Below are 16,439 nucleotides of genomic sequence, written 5' to 3' on the forward strand. Positions count from 1 at the left end.
GTGGGGTAAAGGGAGCCATGTCCCTGCGCCCCCTCTTCGTCACCCAGGTCTATGAAGCCTCGCTGGCCTCAGGCCCCGGCTTCGCCGCCTTCAACGCCGGCCTGGCCGACGCCTGCCGCATGCTGGCCGCCGAGGATCAGGCCGGGCGGGCCTGGTGCCGCGAACATGGATATCGAGGCTATACCTCCTACGGCTCCCTGGCCGACCTGCCGCACCGGATGCCCGAGTTCGCCGAGCTGAAGCGCCATCTGGACCGCCATGCCCTGCTCTATGCGAAGGCGCTGAATTTCGATCTGGCGCGGAAGCCGCGGCTCGACAGCCTGTGGGTCAACATCCTGAAACCCGGCGGGGGGCACAGCGGCCATATCCATCCGCACGCCTTCCTGAGCGGCACCGTCTATGTCGAGGTCCCCGACGGCGCCTCGGCCCTGAAGCTGGAAGACCCGCGCCTGCCCATGATGATGGCGCGCCCCGGCGTCCACGCCGACGCGCCCGAGGGCGAGAAGCCCTTCGTCTATCTGGCTCCGCAGGCCGGCACGATCCTGATGTGGGAAAGCTGGCTGCGCCACGAAGTGCCGCCGAACGCGGCGAAGAGCGAGCGGATCTCGGTCAGCTTCAACTACGCCTGAGGCCGGCCAGACCGTCCCAGGCCAGCATGGCCGCGCGCGCCGTGGCGGCCAGTTCGTCCGGCGTCGCGCCCTCGCGGGCCCGGAAGGTCATGCCCTGCTGGACCGTGGTGTAGAAGGCCGCCATGGCGGCCGGGTCGGCGGACGGGGCGATCTCGCCCGCCGCCTGGGCGGCGCACAGCCGATCCCGCATGACCGCCATGGAGTCTGTCCGGATTTTCGCCACCTCTTCGCAGGCCCCGTCGGGCAGGGCGTCGGGGTGTGCGCCCGACAGCACAAGCAGACAGCCCCTGGGCTGGTCACACTGGCCGTTCGCCTCGGCCGTCGCCAGCAGCAGGCCCTCTATGGCCTCCCGCGCCGTCGGGGCCTCGCGCATCGAGGCCCACAGGGCCGCGCCCGCTGTTTCGGCGTAGAGCCGCACCGCCTCGCGGAAGAGATTCTCCTTGCTGCCGAAGGCGGCGTAGAGGCTGGGCGAGTTGATCCCCATGGCCCGGGTCAAGTCGGCCATGGACGTATCCGCATATCCCTTGGTCCAGAACACCTGAAGGGCGCGGGACAGGGCTTCGTCACGATCGAAACTGCGGGGACGGCCGACCATGGCGTCTTTCGGACCTATTTTTCTAACGACCGATACATAATCCCTTGACGAAGGGAGGCAAGCCTTCCATCTGGCGTTCTGTGTCGATCATTACAGAAAGAGAACCGATCATGACCGCCTCCCTTCCCCTTTCCGGCAAACGCGCCCTCGTCACCGGCGGCAGCCGCGGCATCGGCGCGGCCATCGCCCGGCAGCTTGCGGCCGACGGCGCGGACGTCGCCATCACCTATGAAAAATCGGCCGACCGCGCCGAAGCCCTCGCCGCCGAGCTGCGCGCCCTGGGCCGCAAGGCCGTCGCCATCCAGGCCGACGCCGGCTCGACCGACGGACCGGCCAGGGCGGTCGAAGGCGCGGTCGAAGGGCTGGGCGGTATCGACATCCTCGTCAACAACGCCGGCGTCGCGGGCGGGACCCTGTTCGCCGACCAGTCTCTCGACGAGATCGACGCCCTGCTGAACGTCAACATCCGCGGCGTCATCCTGACCACCAAGGCCGCCCTGCCCCATATCGGGGCCGGCGGGCGGATCATCTCGATCAGCAGCGTCCTGGCCGATCGCGTGCCCTTCGGCGGGGTGACCGTCTATTCAGCCTCGAAGTCGGCGCTGCAGGCCTTCACCCTCGGCCTCTCGCGGGAACTGGGGCCCAAGGGGATCACGGTCAATCTGGTCAAGCCCGGCGCCACCGACACCGACATGAACCCGGCCGACGGCCCCAACGCGCCGGGCATGCTGCCGAGCATTTCGCTGGGCCGCTACGGCCAGCCGCACGAGATCGCCTCGGCGGTCGCCTTCCTCGCCGGTCCGGGCGCCGGCTACATCACCGGGACCGGCATCCTGGTCGACGGCGGCGTCGGCGCCTGAGCCGGACGCCGGCGGGAGCGTAGCGGGACGTTAAGCCTTGTCGCGGCATTATGGGCGGACGCTTGCCCAGCCCTTGCGATTGACATCGTCATGCTCGTCTCCCGCGCCACCGGCGTGATCCTGTTGCTCTACAGCGGCTTCCACATGGTCATCGGCATGTGGGTGCCGCAGTTTCCGTGGCTGCTGACCGGGGCGCTGCTGGTGATCGGGTCCGTGGCGCTGCTGGCGTCCCGGTCATGGTCGCGCGTTGTCGTCTACGCCACCGCCCTGGCGGCGGCGGCGGTCGGGCTTGTCGGTCAGGTCGACGCCGCCGCTGACGCGAGGACAGACATCCCCCTGGCCATGGTGATGTGGGGCCTGTGGACCTCGCTCTGGCTGACGGTTTCCTACCTCGGCGCGCGGTACCTGCCCGACCCGGAGTCCGCGCCCGGCCCGTTCTGGCCGATCCGCCTGGGCTGAGCGCCCAAGGGCGGGAATGGCGTTTCCGGCGGTCAATACCGGTCACGGATTGCAGTTCGCCGATCACCGCAAACACCGCGACCATTCCCGCCTCATTTGCCCTCTTTGCAGAGGGCGGCTACATCCCGCGCCAACCTCCCCACACACCCAGACGACAGGGCGCAACGCACCTCATGGCGCAGCAATATATTTTCCAGATGCAGGGTCTGACCAAGACCTTTCCCGGCGGCAAGAAGATCTTCGAGAACATCTGGCTGAGCTTCTACAACGACGCCAAGATCGGCGTGGTCGGGGTCAACGGCTCGGGCAAATCGACCCTGCTGAAGATCATGGCCGGGCTGGACACGGAATTCACCGGCGAGGCGCGCGCCGCCGACGGCGTCAAGCGCGGCTATCTGGAGCAGGAGCCCCAGCTCGACGAGAGCCTGAACGTCCGCGAGAACGTCGAGGCCTGGTGCGAGGAGAAGCAGTGGGTCACCCGCTTCAACGCCATCGCCATGGAAATGGCCGAGGAATACACCGACGAACTGATGGCCGAGATGACGGCCCTGCAGGAAAAGATCGACGCCGGCGATGTCTGGGACATCGACAGCCGCATCGAAATGGCCATGGACGCGCTGCGTTGCCCGCCCGACGATTGGGAGGTCACCAACCTGTCCGGCGGCGAGAAGCGCCGCGTGGCCCTGGCCCGGCTGCTGCTCAGCAAGCCCGACATGCTGCTGCTCGACGAACCGACCAACCACCTTGACGCCGAGTCGGTGGCCTGGCTGCAGCATCACCTCGAGAACTTCCCCGGCTGCGTCATCCTGGTGACCCACGACCGCTACTTCCTCGATCTGGTGACCAAGTGGACGCTGGAGCTGGACCGCGGCAAGGGCCACCCGCACGAGGGCAACTACTCCAGCTGGCTGGAAGCCAAGACCAAACGCGTGGTGCAGGAGCAGTCGGAATCCGAAGCCCGCCAGCGCGCCCTCACCCGAGAACTGGAATGGGTGAGGTCGGGCGCCAAGGCCCGTCAGGCCAAGTCCAAGGCCCGTCTGGCCGCCTATGAGCGGATGGTGGACGAGCAGGAGAGCATGCGCGGGGCCCAGACCCACGCCGTCATCCAGATCCCGCCCGGCCCGCGCCTGGGCAATGTCGTGCTGGAGGCCGAAGGGCTGGAGAAGGCCTATGGCGACAAGCTGCTGTTCAAGGACCTGACCTTCAAGCTTCCGCCCAACGGCATCGTCGGCGTCATCGGGCCCAACGGCGCCGGCAAGTCGACCCTGTTCCGCCTGATCACCGGTCAGGAACAGCCCGACGCCGGCACGATCCGCGTCGGGGAGACGGTCAAACTGGCCTATGTCGACCAGAGCCGCGACGACCTGAAGCCGGAAGAGACCATCTGGCAGGCCATCTCGGGCGGCACCGATGTGATGATGGTCGGCAAGCGCGAGATCAACACCCGCGCCTATGTCGGCAGCTTCAACTTCAAGGGCGGCGACCAGCAGAAGAAGGTCGGCCAGCTTTCGGGCGGTGAACGCAACCGCGTCCACCTGGCCAAGACCCTGGCCACCGGCGGCAACCTGCTGCTGCTCGACGAACCGACCAACGATCTGGACATCGAGACGCTGCAGAACCTCGAGGAGGCGCTGGAAGGCTTCGCCGGCTGCGCCGTGGTCATCTCCCACGACCGCTGGTTCCTCGACCGTCTGGCGACCCACATCCTCGCCTTCGAGGGCGACAGCCACGTGGAATGGTTCGAAGGAAACTTCGAGGCCTATGAGGAAGACAAGAAGCGCCGCCTCGGCGTCGAAAGCCTGATCCCGCACCGGATCAAGTTCCAGAAGTTCGGGCGCTAAAGCCGGAGCCTTGGCGAAACGGCCTTCCGATCGACGGGAGGCCGTTTTTCATTGGGCGCGACTGGACTAGTGTCGCCCCATGACCGACCGCCCCGCCCTTCTGATCATGCAGCGTCATCTGGCGCCGCTGACGGCCTTTCTCGAGAGCCAGTGGACCGTCTACCGGTTCTGGGAGGGACCCCCGCTCGAGACGCAGGCCGAGATCCGCGCGCTGATCGTGGCCGGCGAGTTTCCGCTCGACAAGGCGCTGATCGAACAACTGCCGAAGCTGCAGCTGATCGCCTGTTTCACCTCGGGCTATGACCGCATCGACACCGAATGGTGCAAGGCGCGCGGCCTGCCGGTCACCCATGCGCCCGGCGTGAACCATGAGGACGTGGCCGACCACGCCATCGGCCTGATCATCGCCGCGCGGCGTCAGATCGCGGCTGGCGACCGGGCCTTCCGGGCCGGGGAATGGACGGCGGACTCGAAGATGATCACGCCGTCGCTGCACGGCCAGAGGGTCGGGATCGTCGGCCTTGGCGGCATCGGCGAAGCGGTGGCGCGGCGCGCGGAGGCCCTGCGCATGACCGTCACATGGTGGGGTCCGCGCGAGAAGCAGGCGGCCTGGCCCCGCGCCGCGTCCGTGCTCGACCTGGCGAAGGACAGCGACATTCTGGTGGTGGCCTGCAAGGCGGACGACAGCAATATCGGCCTGATCTCGCGCGAGGTCATCGAGGCGCTGGGGTCGCAGGGCCTGCTGGTCAATGTCGCGCGCGGTCAGTTGATCGACGAGGACGCCCTGATCGCGGCGCTGAAGGACGGCAGGCTCGGCCAGGCGGCGCTGGACGTGTTCGAGGAAGAGCCGACCGACAGCGCGCGCTGGGCCGACGTTCCGAACACGGTGCTGACCCCGCACACCGGCGGGGCGACGACCGAGGCGGTGCAGGGCATGCTGATGCTGCTGATGCAGAACCTGACGGCCGCCTTCGCGGGCCAGCCGCTGAAAACGCCGACGCCGGACTAGCCGCCGTTCGGCGGCTCCATGCCCGGCGGCATGCCGGTCTGGTCGGTCGGCGCGGTCGAGGGGATCGAGACCCGGGCCGGGGCCGGCGGGGCGGGCATCATGGCGGCGCGCTCGGCCGGGGTGACGAGACCGTCGTGATCCGCATCCAGGCTGGCGAACAGAGCCGTGGCGGCGCTGCGCATCTCGTCGCGGCTGATGCGCGCGTTCCGGTCGGCGTCGGCGCGGGTGATCATCGACCGGATCCGCGGTCCGCCCATCTGGCTCATCGGCGGCTGGGTCAGCGGAGCCAGTTCATTGCCGGTGATCATGTCGTCGGCATTGGCGTCCAGGCGGGTAAACATCTGGTCCTGCCGCGCCTGCATGGCTTCCAGGGTCATGGGCCCGCCCATGCCCATTCCGGGCGAGGCCTGGCCAGGCGAGGTCTGGCCGGGCGAGGTCTGGCCGGGCGGCGGCGTCTGGGCGGCGGCCGCCGTGGCGAGAACCAAAAGCGCGACGGACGAGGCGAAGGCGGTGCGGATCATGGCGTATCTCCTGCCGGGTTCCACGGGACCCAATGAGTGTACGCCCGTTTCAACAAGCTTGTCGCGCGTCTGAATTCGCTTGCAAAATCATATAAGGATATCTTTATATAAACAAATGTCGTTGACCCCCGACCAAACCATCGAGGCCCTGCGCGCCGCGGGCGAGCCCACCCGTCTCAGGGTGCTCTCTCTGCTGGCCGGCGAGGAACTGTCGGTGATGGAATTGTCGCGGATCCTGGAACAGAGCCAGCCCCGCGTTTCACGCCATCTGAAGCTGATGGCCGACGCCGGCCTGATCGAGCGGTTCCCGGACGGGGCTCGCGTCTTTTATCGCCTGTCGTCGGATCCACTGGCGCGACGGCTGGTCGACACCGTGCTGGATCTGCTGGAGGACGCCGCTCATGATGCGGACGACCGCCGGCTGGAGGACGTGCGCCGCGACCGCGGGGCAGCAGCCAGCGCCTATTTCGAACGCGTCGCGCCGCAGTGGGACCGGATCCGGTCGCTGTATGTCTGCGAAACCGCCGTCGAGGCCGCGATCAAGAAGGCCGCCGGCGAAGGGCCGTTCGAACGCGTCGTCGATCTGGGCACCGGCTCGGGGCGGATGCTGACCCTGCTGGGCAAGACGGCGAAGATGTCGGTGGGGCTGGATCTCAGCCAGAACATGCTCAACATCGCCCGCGCCAATGTGACCAAGGCCGGTCTGGACAAGGTCGAGCTGCGTCACGGCGACATCTTCGCCACCCGCCTGCCCGAACACAGCGCCGATCTGGTTCTGGTCCACCAGGTCCTGCACTACCTCGCCGACCCCGCCGCCGCCGTGGCAGAGGCGGCGCGGCTGGTCATGCCCGGCGGCCGCCTGCTGATCGTCGATTTCGCGCCGCACCAGCTGGAGCACCTGCGTGAGGAACATCAGCATCGGCGGCTCGGCTTCTCCGACACGGAAATGCGGCGCTGGCTGGCCGACGCCGGGCTCAGGCCCAGCGCGCCCATCGCCCTGCCCCCCGACACCGACGGTCTGACCGTCTCGATCTGGACCGCCGAGCGGCCCACCGCAGCCAAGGCCAAGGTCGCATGAGCATCGCCCCCCGCAGTCTGGCCGAGGCCCGCGCCCTGTTGCTGTCGCCGCTGGGCCCCGTCGCCCGCGCCGGGCAGGATCAGTCGCGCCCTCGCGTCTCGTTCGAATTCTTCCCGCCCAAGTCCGATGAGGCCGAAGCCAATCTGTGGAAGGCCGTCACCCGTCTGGCCCCGCTCGAGCCGGAGTTCGTCTCGGTGACCTACGGCGCCGGCGGCTCGACGCGCGAGCGCACGCACCGGACGGTCGAGCGGATTCTGGCGGAAACCGCCCTGACTCCCGCCGCCCACCTGACCTGCGTCGAGGCCAGCCGCGACGAAGTGGACGCGGTCATAGAGGGCTATCGCGAGGCGGGCGTCCGCCACATCGTGGCCCTGCGCGGGGATCCTCCGGGCGGGAACGGCATCGGCGGCGCCTATGTTCCGCGTACGGATGGTTACGCCAATGCAACCGAACTGACCGCCGCCATCACGGCCAAAGGGGGCTTCGACGTCATCGTCGGCTGTTATCCCGAAGGCCATCCCGAAAGCCCGTCGACGGCCCATGACATCGACGTGCTGAAGGCCAAGGTCGACGCCGGCGCGACGCGCGCCATCAGCCAGTTCTTCTTCGACATCGACGCCTTCCTGCGCTTCCGCGACCGGGTGCGGGCGGCGGGCGTGACGATTCCGCTGTCGCCGGGCATCATGCCGGTGACCAATTTCAACGGCCTGAAGCGGATGTCCGCCGCCTGCGGGGCCGCGGTGCCCGACTGGCTGGCGGCCCATTTCGACGGGCTGGACGACGACCCCGAGACCCGCAAGCTGATCGCCGCCTCGGTCGCGGCCGAGACCTGCGCCCGGCTGCAGGAGGAAGGCTTCGCCGACTTCCACTTCTACACACTGAACCGCGCCGACCTGGTCTATGCGATCTGCCGCGTCCTGGGCGTGCGCGAAACGAAAGCCGCAGTATGAGCACCCCCTTTCCGCGCAGCGAACGCATCGCCGCCCTCCACCGGGCGGCGAAGGAACGCATTCTCGTTCTGGACGGCGCCTGGGGTGTAATGATCCAGCGCAGCGAACTGTCGGAAGAGGATTTCCGCGGCGAACGCTTCGCCGCGCATGATGTCCAGTTGAAGGGCGACAACGACATCCTGTGCATCACCCGCCCGGACATCATCGCCGGCCTGCACGACCAGTATTTCGCCGCCGGCGCCGACATCTCCGAGACCAACACCTTCTCGGCCACGGTCATCGCCCAGGACGACTACCGGCTGGACGAACAATCGGTGTGGGACATCAATCTGGAAGGCGCGAAGCTGGCCCGCGCCGCCGCCGACCGCTGGACCGCGAAGGAGCCGCACAAGCCGCGCTTCGCCGCCGGCTCGATCGGGCCGCTGAACAAGATGCTGTCGATGTCGTCGGACGTGAACGACCCCGGCGCGCGGCTGGTCACCTTCGACCAGGTCTATGACGCCTATCGCCATCAGGTGAAGGCCCTGAACGAGGGCGGGGTCGACCTGTATCTGATCGAAACCATCACCGACACGCTGAACTGCAAGGCCGCGATCAAGGCCATCAAGGACCTTGAGGACGAGGGGATGGAGGCCCTGCCGATCTGGATTTCGGGCACCATCACCGACCGCTCGGGCCGGACCCTGTCGGGCCAGACGGCGGAAGCCTTCTGGAACAGCGTGCGCCACGCCAAACCCTTCGCCATCGGCTTCAACTGCGCCCTTGGGGCCGATCTGATGCGGCCGTTCATCGCCGAACTGTCGCGGGTGGCTGATACGCTGGTCGCCGCCTATCCCAACGCCGGCCTGCCCAACGCCATGGGCCAGTACGACGAGGAACCGCACCAGACCGCCCACTTCATCGAGGAATGGGCGGCCTCGGGCCTGGTCAACATCGTCGGGGGCTGCTGCGGCACCACGCCGGAGCATATCCGGCATACGGCGGAGGCGGTGTCGAAACTGCCGACGCGGGAGATTCCGGAACGGCCGGTGGCCATGCGGCTGTCGGGACTGGAACCGTTCGAGCTGGCGGCATGAAGGCGCTGCATTTCGACGACCCGGACTTCGCCCGCCACTACGTCGAGGACGGTCCGGCGCGGTTCGTGCCCGGCTACGATGTGATGCACCGGATGGCGGCCCAATTGATCGCCGAGCGGGCGCCCGATGACGCGTCCATCCTGGTCCTGGGCGCCGGCGGCGGGCTCGAGATCCGCGCCATGGCCGGGCTGCAGCCCGGCTGGACTTTCCACGGCGTGGACCCGTCCGACGAAATGCTGGCGACCGGCCGGGCTGTCTGCGCCGCGGTCTCCGACCGGGTCGTCTGGACCCGGGGCTTCATTCCGGACGCGCCCGAAGGCCCCTTCGACGGCGCGACCTGTCTGCTGACCCTGCATTTCCTCCCCGACGACGGCGCCAAGCTCGAGGCCCTGCGGGCGATCCGCCAGCGCTTGAAGCCGGGCTCCGTCTTCATCCTGGTCGACCTCTGTCTCGACAAGACGGCCTCCCGCTATGACGCGCTGCGCGACCGCTACGCCCGGTTCGCCCTCGACTCCGGCGCGGACCCCGACGACGTGGCCCACACGCGCGACCGGTTGAAGACCGTGCTCCACACCGTTTCCCCCGAACGCGATGAAGCCCTGCTGCGCGAAGCCGGCTTCACCGACATCGGCCTCTTCCACGCCGGCCTGAGCTGGCGCGGCTGGGTGGCCTATGCGTGACCCCGATCACCGCTCATCCCGGCGAAAGCCGGAACCCGCGTCTGTGGGTGATGACCGGCCACCGGGGCACGCAGTCCCTGGCCCCATGCACCCTGCCTCGCGAAAATACTGGGTCCCGGCTTTCGCCGGGATGAGCGGAAATTTGTAATGCGTCCTACCTTCATCAACGTCGGCGAACGGACCAACGTCACCGGCTCGGCCAAATTCAAGAAGCTGATCATCGACGGCGACTATTCCGCCGCCCTGTCGGTGGCGCGTCAGCAGGTCGAGGCCGGGGCCTCGGTGATCGACATCAACATGGACGAGGGCCTGCTGGATTCGCGGCAGGCCATGATCACCTTCCTGAACCTGATCGCGGCCGAGCCGGACATCGCCCGCGTGCCGGTGATGATCGACAGCTCCAAATGGGAGGTGATTGAGGCAGGCCTGAAATGCGTCCAGGGCAAGCCGATCGTCAATTCGATCTCGATGAAGGCTGGCGAGGCCGAGTTCCGGGAACAGGCGATCAAATGCCTGCGCTACGGCGCCGCCGTGGTGGTCATGGCCTTCGACGAGGTCGGCCAGGCCGACACCGCCGCGCGCAAGATCGAGATCTGCACCCGCGCGTACCGCATCCTCGTCGACGAGGTCGGCTTCCCGCCCGAGGACATCATCTTCGACCCCAACATCTTCGCCGTCGCGACGGGGATCGAGGAGCACGACAACTACGCCGTCGACTTCATCGAGGCGACGCGGGTCATCAAACAGACCCTGCCCTACGCCCGCGTCTCGGGCGGGGTGTCCAACGTCTCGTTCAGCTTCCGCGGCAATGAGCCGGTGCGCCGGGCGATCCACAGCGTCTTCCTGTACCACGCCATCCAGGCGGGCATGGACATGGGCATCGTCAACGCCGGCGACCTGCCGGTCTATGACACGCTCGACCCGACGCTGCGCGAGGCCGTCGAGGATGTGATCCTGAACCGGCCGCAGCGGACCAATGTCTCGAACACCGAACGCCTCGTAGACATCGCCCCCAACTACAAGGGCGACAAGGGCGTGGCCCGGGTCGTCGACCTGAAATGGCGCGACCAGCCGGTCGGCAAGCGGATCGAGCACGCCCTGGTCAACGGCATCACCGACTATATCGACGCCGATACCGAGGAGGCGCGGCTGTCGTTCGACCGCCCGCTGCACGTTATCGAAGGCCCGCTGATGGACGGGATGAACGTGGTCGGCGACCTGTTCGGCTCGGGCAAGATGTTCCTGCCGCAGGTAGTGAAGTCGGCGCGTGTGATGAAACAGGCGGTGGCCTGGCTCGAGCCCTATATGGAGGCCGAAAAGGCTGGCAAGCCGCGCGAGCAGGCCGGCCGCATCCTGATGGCCACGGTCAAGGGCGACGTCCACGACATCGGCAAGAACATCGTCGGCGTGGTCCTGCAGTGCAACAACTACGAGGTCATCGACCTGGGCGTCATGGTCCCGGCCGACCGGATCCTCGACGCCGCCGTCGAGCACAAGGTCGACATCGTCGGCCTGTCGGGCCTGATCACGCCGTCGCTGGACGAGATGGTGTTCGTGGCGCGCGAGATGGAGCGGCGCGGCTTCGACATTCCCCTGCTGATCGGCGGGGCGACGACCAGCCGGACCCATACCGCGGTCAAGATCGAGCCTGGCTATCGCTCAGGTTCGACCACCTATGTCATCGACGCGAGCCGCGCCGTCGGCGTGGTCTCGGGCCTGCTGTCGAAGACCGAGCGGGCGAAGAACGAGGCCGCCACACGCGACGAATATGTCCGCATCCGCGAGCAGTACGCGCGCGGCCAGGAGGTCAAGGCGCGGGCGTCCCTGCCCGCCGCGCGCGAGAACCGGTTCAGGCCCGACCCCGCTACGCCCCTGCCCCCGGCGCCGTCGTTCCTGGGCGTGCGCGCCTTCGACAGCTGGGATCTGGGCGATCTGGCCGAACACATCGACTGGACCCCCTTCTTCGCCAGCTGGGAGCTGATCGGCCGCTATCCGCTGATCCTCGAGGACGAGATCGTCGGCTCGGCGGCGCGCGACCTGTTCAGGGACGCCCAGGCGATGCTGAAGCGGATCGTCGACGAGAAATGGTTCACCGCACGCGGCGTGGTCGGTTTCTGGCCCGCCAACGCCGTCGGCGACGACATCGCCGTCTATGCGGACGAGACCCGCAGCGAAGAGATCGCCCGCTTCCACACCCTGCGCCAGCAGATCAGGAAATCGAGCGGCAAACCCAATCTGGCGATGTCGGATTTCATCGCCGGGACGGGCAAGGACTATATCGGCGCCTTCGCCGTGACCGCCGGCCACGGCGAACTGGAGATCGCCAAACGGTTCAAGGACGCCGGAGACGACTATTCCGCCATCATGGCCACGACCCTGGCCGACCGTCTGGCCGAGGCCTTCGCCGAGGCGCTGCACAAGAAGGTTCGCACCGAGCTGTGGGGCCATGCGCCGGACGAGGAGACGACCGTCGAAGACCTGATCGCCGAACGATATCAAGGCATTCGCCCGGCGCCCGGCTATCCGGCCCAGCCCGATCATACCGAGAAGGCGACCCTGTTCCGCCTGCTTCAGGCCGGAGACAACGCCGGCATGGCCCTGACCGAAAGCTTCGCCATGACGCCGCCGGCGTCGGTCTCGGGCCTGTATTTCGGGCATGCGGAAAGCCACTATTTCGGCGTCGGCAAGATCGATCCGGATCAGGTCGAGGACTACGCCCGCCGTAAGGGCTGGGATCTGGCGACAGCCGAACGCTGGCTGTCGCCTATCCTCAACTACGAGCCGGGGGCGGCGCCGCGGAGCGACGCAGCCTAGGACCCGTCACCCCCGTCATCCTCGGGCTTGACCGAGGACGACGGCTTGGCGGTAATCTCTCAAGTCTTCGAAATCCCCGCGAATCCGTCGCCGAATTCCTCGCCTATTCCAGGCCCACGTCCGCCGGCGTCGCCGGTGCGCTGGTGATGTTTCCGCGGATGCGGCGTGCGGCGTGCTCGCACCGGCCCGGCAGACCGAAGAACAGGCCGAAGGCCTGACTGCGCACCGTCTCGTCCTGCCCGATCAGCGGCGTCCATTTGGCCGTCGCCTCGGCGGCGGCGGCCTGTGCGGCGGCGCGGCTGGCGGCCGTCTGCCGCGGTTCCGCGGCGTTCAGGGCCGCGCGGAAATCGGCCGCCTCCAGCTTGCCCAGACGGATGATGTCCAGATCCAGCGGATCGCGGTTGGTCAGGGTCTCGCCCAGGGCCACGTGGCCGTTCACCAGGGCCTCGCACCAGGCCACCAGCGGATAGTCGCCCTCCGGCGCGCCGCGGGGCATCGGATTGGCGTAGGCCACCGCCTCGCGGAAGCGCTCGGTTTCCACCGCTTCCGCGCCGGGCGCGGTGGAAATGACGCCGTCCCGGGTCTGGACGGGCGCCTGCACAGGGGCGACCGCGGGCGTCTGGGTGGAGAGCATCAGGGCGGAGACGAGGGTGATCAGCATGAAGAGCGCCTGGAACAGTGGATGAGAGTGTCGGCCTGCAACGCTTGAACAGGGCAGATGGTTTTTCTGCGGCGCGCCTGCGGGCAACAAAAAGGGCGGCGGACCCGAAGATCCGCCGCCCCAGTTTGTCTCGGGTATCAGGCCTTAGAAGTTGGCGGTGACACCGAAGAAGAAGTAACGGCCCAGCGCATCATACAGCTGCGGATAGGTGTTGCCGTTGCCGGTCGTACCCACGCTGTAGGAAATCTGCGGATCGTTATCCAGGACGTTGTTGACGCCGGCGCGGAGGGTGACGGTATCCATCACCTGCCAGGTCGCCGCCAGGTCGAGGTAGTTCTCGGCGTCGAAGTAGCGGTCCAGACGGGTTCCGCCGTTGTTCAGCGAGCCGTCCGAGGCGAGAACCGCGATTTCGACCTCGCCGTAGTGACGCCAGGTCGCCGAGAGGTCCATGTCCCACGGCGAGACCCAGGTGACACGGGCGCGGTGACGCCATTCCGGGTTCGGAACGCCGCACTGGTTGGCGTAGAAGCCGGCGCAGTCATAGACCGAGCTGGCGGTGCCGAGACCGGTGTCGGTGATCAGTTCGTTCAGCATGGTGCCGACGAAGGAGAACTGCAGGCTGCCGTAAGCAGGCGCGCCCCAGTCTTCCAGATCCACGCCATAGTTGGCGTTGATGTCGATACCCGAGGTCGCCAGACCACCGATGTTGTTGTTCAGATCCTCGACGAAGCCGTCGCCGACCCACAGTTGGCCGTTGGCGTTACGGTTGATCCGTCCGCAAGCGGCCGCGTCGTTCTGCTGATAGCAGAGGTCGAGAGTGTTGAGGGCCCCCACCGACGAAATCAGCTGATCAACCTCGATGTCGAAATAGTCGACACTGATGTTGAAGCGCGGGATGAAGCTGGGCGTCCACACCACACCGTAGGTGATGGTGTCGGCTTCTTCAGGGTTCAGCGCGGTGTTGCCGCCCTGCAGGAAGTTGTACTGGCCGGCCGGGCTGTTCAGCGCGCCCGAACCGTAGTTGGCGGTCGGAACGCCCGTGGCCGTGCACTGGGCCAGCGTGGCTTGCTGGACCGAGGTGCCCGTGACGTCGCCGCAGGGATCGGCGTCGGCGTCGAACAGGTTGAAGCCCTGTGCCGTGAACAGTTCGATCACGTTCGGGGCGCGAACCGAGCGCGAGTAGCTGGCGCGGAAACGGATGTCCTCGATCGGAGCGTAGTCGGCGCCGATCTTGTAGGTGTCCGTCCCGAGGTTCTCATACTCCGAACGACGGTAGGCGGCGTCGAGCGAGGCCGAGTAGGCCCAGGGCTGGTCGTCGGCCAGGGGGATCTGGATTTCCCCGAAGACTTCGGCCACGTCCGTGTCGCCGCTGATGCCGATCGTCGGGCCGCCCTGACCGGCGCCGTCGCCGGTGGCGAAGGCGTTGTCGGTCGTGGAGGACAGGGCGTCACGGCGATACTCGGCGCCGAACGCGACCTGCACGGTACGCGAGGCGGTGGGAACCGCCCAGCCCGTGTCGCCAGTGACGGCGGCGGTCACGACCTGCTGGGTCGTTTCACCGGTCTGCATCAGCGGGATTTGCAGATAGTCCAGGGCCTCCTGCGTCACGCCGCCGGCGATGAAGACATCATAGGGCACGCAGTTCGGATCGGTTCCGTCAACCACCGACCGGCAGGTCGGCGTGCCGCCGACGTCGACGACGTCGAGGGCGCGGGTCAGACGCGTGACGGAGAAGTCGTTCAGGTACGTACGGCCGAGGCGAACGCGCGAGAACTGCGCGGCCACATCGTAGTTCCAGCCAGCCGCGAACTCGCCACGGATGCCCGCGACGCCGCGGTACGAGGTGTAGTTCAGGCTGTCCTGACGACCGCCGCCCTCGACGTTACGACGGGCGACATACATGTCCTCACGAGCGCCGGAGGCGATCTCGGCCGCGTCGCAGCCAATGGCCGCCGCCTGCTGGGCGGACAGAAGGGGGCTGTCGCAGTTGATGTCGGCGACGCTGAAGAAGCTGCCCGACGGCGCGATCTGGGCGACCGACTGATAATCGGAGAACATCAGCTGGGCGAAGACTTCAGCCTTGTCGTTCACTTCGTAACGGCCGAAGGCGCCGAAGGTGTAACGCTCATCCGGGCGCTGATAGTAGTTCAGCGGGCCGAAGTTGTAGGCGTTCACGTCACCGACATAGGGAACGAAGGTCCGGCCCGCGCCGATCGTGTAGGCGAAGGTCGAGAAGTCCGTGAACTGGCCGGGGAACGAGGTGCCCGAACCGCCGCACGAATAGGTGGTCGGGCCAGAGCCGGCGTTCGGAGCGCCGAGGGCGCAGGCCGAATAGTCGCGGTCACGCTGCAGGACCGGATTGTTGTTCCGGTAGCCGGCGTAGGCCATCACGTTACCGCGGCCGTCCGCGGTGGACGCGCCGAGGATCGCGTTGATCGAGCGGCTCTCGCCGTCCGAGACGTTGTCGTCCGGCAGGACGAACTGGGCGGCGTTGGTCTGGGCCCGGCGGGCGATTTCCGCACGCAGGTTGCCGACGCCGTCATAGTCGTTGTTGTGCTGATAGAAGCCGTACTGGGCGTCGATCTGAACGCCTTCGAAGTCCTTCTTCATGATGAAGTTGACGACGCCGGCGACAGCGTCCGAACCGTAAACGGCGGAAGCGCCGCCGGTCAGCACTTCAACGCGCTCGACCAGTTGTTCCGGAATCTGGTTCAGGTCGGCCGCGTCGTCGTTCGGCGAGCCGTAGCCCATACGACGACCGTCGATCAGCACCAGGGTGCGCGACGAACCAAGGTTGCGCAGCGAAACCGTGGCCGTGCCCGACGAACCGTTCGACACGGTCGAGTTCTGGGCGGCGAAGGCCTGCGGCAGCTGGTTCACCAGGTCCTCGACCCGGGTCACGCCCGCGATGTCGATGTCCTCGCCGGTCACCTGGGTGACGGGGCTGGTGGTCACCAGGTTGGTCTGCGGGATGCGCGAGCCGGTGACGACGACTTCGTCGAGTTGCGTCTCGTCCTGCGGCGCCGGGGCGGTCTGCGCCATCGCCGGTGCGGCGAAGGCCAAGGCGGCGAAGCCGCCGATCATCGTCGTCGACAGCAGTCGATTACGGGTTTTCTGGGTTCTCAAAGGTCGTCTCCTGATGTTCGACAAGCGCCCGTTTCCGGGGTGTCGCGGCCTTAGAATGGAATATTCCCTTCTCCCACGGACAGATTCCCCCGCCGCAGTTGCCCGACGTTATGCTCTGCGCCGTACCGTTCGCCAGCTTA

Annotated in this window: 14 protein-coding genes; 10 read left to right on the plus strand and 4 right to left on the minus strand. The window is 67.3% G+C overall.

The annotated features are described in order from the left end of the window. The first annotated feature begins 17 nt into the window (after window positions 1-17). On the plus strand, window positions 18-629 hold the full coding sequence (locus BrevBR_RS02575) for a TIGR02466 family protein (protein WP_332639522.1): 612 nt from the start codon (window positions 18-20) through the stop codon (window positions 627-629). Here BrevBR_RS02575 and BrevBR_RS02580 read toward each other — a convergent pair. After that, the gene (locus BrevBR_RS02580; protein WP_339999833.1) at window positions 616-1,224 is read right to left on the minus strand and encodes a TetR/AcrR family transcriptional regulator; all 609 of its coding nucleotides are present in this window, start codon (window positions 1,222-1,224) and stop codon (window positions 616-618) included. The two genes, BrevBR_RS02575 and BrevBR_RS02580, sit on opposite strands and share 14 nt — an antisense overlap. 110 nt (window positions 1,225-1,334) lie before the next feature. Between BrevBR_RS02580 and BrevBR_RS02585 the strand changes: the two genes are divergently transcribed. From BrevBR_RS02585 to BrevBR_RS02600, 4 genes are all read left to right on the plus strand, one after another. Next, on the plus strand, window positions 1,335-2,084 hold the full coding sequence (locus BrevBR_RS02585) for an SDR family oxidoreductase (RefSeq protein WP_339999834.1): 750 nt from the start codon (window positions 1,335-1,337) through the stop codon (window positions 2,082-2,084). Between the two features lie 90 nt (window positions 2,085-2,174). Then, the gene (locus tag BrevBR_RS02590; protein WP_332639525.1) at window positions 2,175-2,543 is read left to right on the plus strand and encodes a hypothetical protein; all 369 of its coding nucleotides are present in this window, start codon (window positions 2,175-2,177) and stop codon (window positions 2,541-2,543) included. Window positions 2,544-2,716: 173 nt separating this feature from the next. Next, window positions 2,717-4,384, plus strand: a complete 1,668-nt coding sequence (ettA, locus tag BrevBR_RS02595) for an energy-dependent translational throttle protein EttA (protein ID WP_339999835.1) — start codon at window positions 2,717-2,719, stop codon at window positions 4,382-4,384. Window positions 4,385-4,463: 79 nt separating this feature from the next. Continuing rightward, complete coding sequence (locus BrevBR_RS02600) at window positions 4,464-5,393, plus strand: 2-hydroxyacid dehydrogenase (RefSeq protein WP_339999836.1); 930 nt, start codon at window positions 4,464-4,466, stop codon at window positions 5,391-5,393. On the opposite strand, the gene BrevBR_RS02605 is transcribed toward BrevBR_RS02600, so the two are convergent. Next, complete coding sequence (locus BrevBR_RS02605; protein WP_339999837.1) at window positions 5,390-5,914, minus strand: EF-hand domain-containing protein; 525 nt, start codon at window positions 5,912-5,914, stop codon at window positions 5,390-5,392. The two genes, BrevBR_RS02600 and BrevBR_RS02605, sit on opposite strands and share 4 nt — an antisense overlap. A 115-nt stretch (window positions 5,915-6,029) precedes the next feature. On the opposite strand from BrevBR_RS02605, the gene BrevBR_RS02610 reads away from it, so the two are divergent. The 5 genes from BrevBR_RS02610 (at window position 6,030) to metH (ending at window position 12,512) form a co-directional block, all read left to right on the plus strand. Then, the gene (locus BrevBR_RS02610) at window positions 6,030-6,992 is read left to right on the plus strand and encodes an ArsR/SmtB family transcription factor (RefSeq protein ID WP_332640559.1); all 963 of its coding nucleotides are present in this window, start codon (window positions 6,030-6,032) and stop codon (window positions 6,990-6,992) included. After that, the gene (gene metF, locus BrevBR_RS02615; protein ID WP_339999838.1) at window positions 6,989-7,942 is read left to right on the plus strand and encodes a methylenetetrahydrofolate reductase [NAD(P)H]; all 954 of its coding nucleotides are present in this window, start codon (window positions 6,989-6,991) and stop codon (window positions 7,940-7,942) included. The genes BrevBR_RS02610 and metF overlap by 4 nt, the downstream gene beginning before the upstream one ends. Beyond that, the gene (locus BrevBR_RS02620) at window positions 7,939-9,018 is read left to right on the plus strand and encodes a homocysteine S-methyltransferase family protein (RefSeq protein ID WP_332640561.1); all 1,080 of its coding nucleotides are present in this window, start codon (window positions 7,939-7,941) and stop codon (window positions 9,016-9,018) included. The genes metF and BrevBR_RS02620 overlap by 4 nt, the downstream gene beginning before the upstream one ends. Next, window positions 9,015-9,698, plus strand: a complete 684-nt coding sequence (locus BrevBR_RS02625; protein ID WP_339999839.1) for a class I SAM-dependent methyltransferase — start codon at window positions 9,015-9,017, stop codon at window positions 9,696-9,698. Before BrevBR_RS02620 ends, BrevBR_RS02625 begins: the two co-directional genes overlap by 4 nt. Window positions 9,699-9,845: 147 nt before the next feature. Next, on the plus strand, window positions 9,846-12,512 hold the full coding sequence (gene metH, locus BrevBR_RS02630; protein WP_339999840.1) for a methionine synthase: 2,667 nt from the start codon (window positions 9,846-9,848) through the stop codon (window positions 12,510-12,512). A 103-nt stretch (window positions 12,513-12,615) separates the two neighbouring features. On the opposite strand, the gene BrevBR_RS02635 is transcribed toward metH, so the two are convergent. Together BrevBR_RS02635 and BrevBR_RS02640 are read right to left on the minus strand one after the other, a co-directional pair. Then, complete coding sequence (locus BrevBR_RS02635; protein ID WP_332640907.1) at window positions 12,616-13,173, minus strand: hypothetical protein; 558 nt, start codon at window positions 13,171-13,173, stop codon at window positions 12,616-12,618. A gap of 144 nt (window positions 13,174-13,317) precedes the next feature. Further along, window positions 13,318-16,299, minus strand: a complete 2,982-nt coding sequence (locus BrevBR_RS02640) for a TonB-dependent receptor plug domain-containing protein (protein ID WP_339999841.1) — start codon at window positions 16,297-16,299, stop codon at window positions 13,318-13,320. Between the last annotated feature and the right edge of the window lie 140 nt (window positions 16,300-16,439).

The sequence above is a fragment of the Brevundimonas sp. BR2-1 genome, from assembly GCF_037626195.1.
Lineage (GTDB): Bacteria > Pseudomonadota > Alphaproteobacteria > Caulobacterales > Caulobacteraceae > Brevundimonas.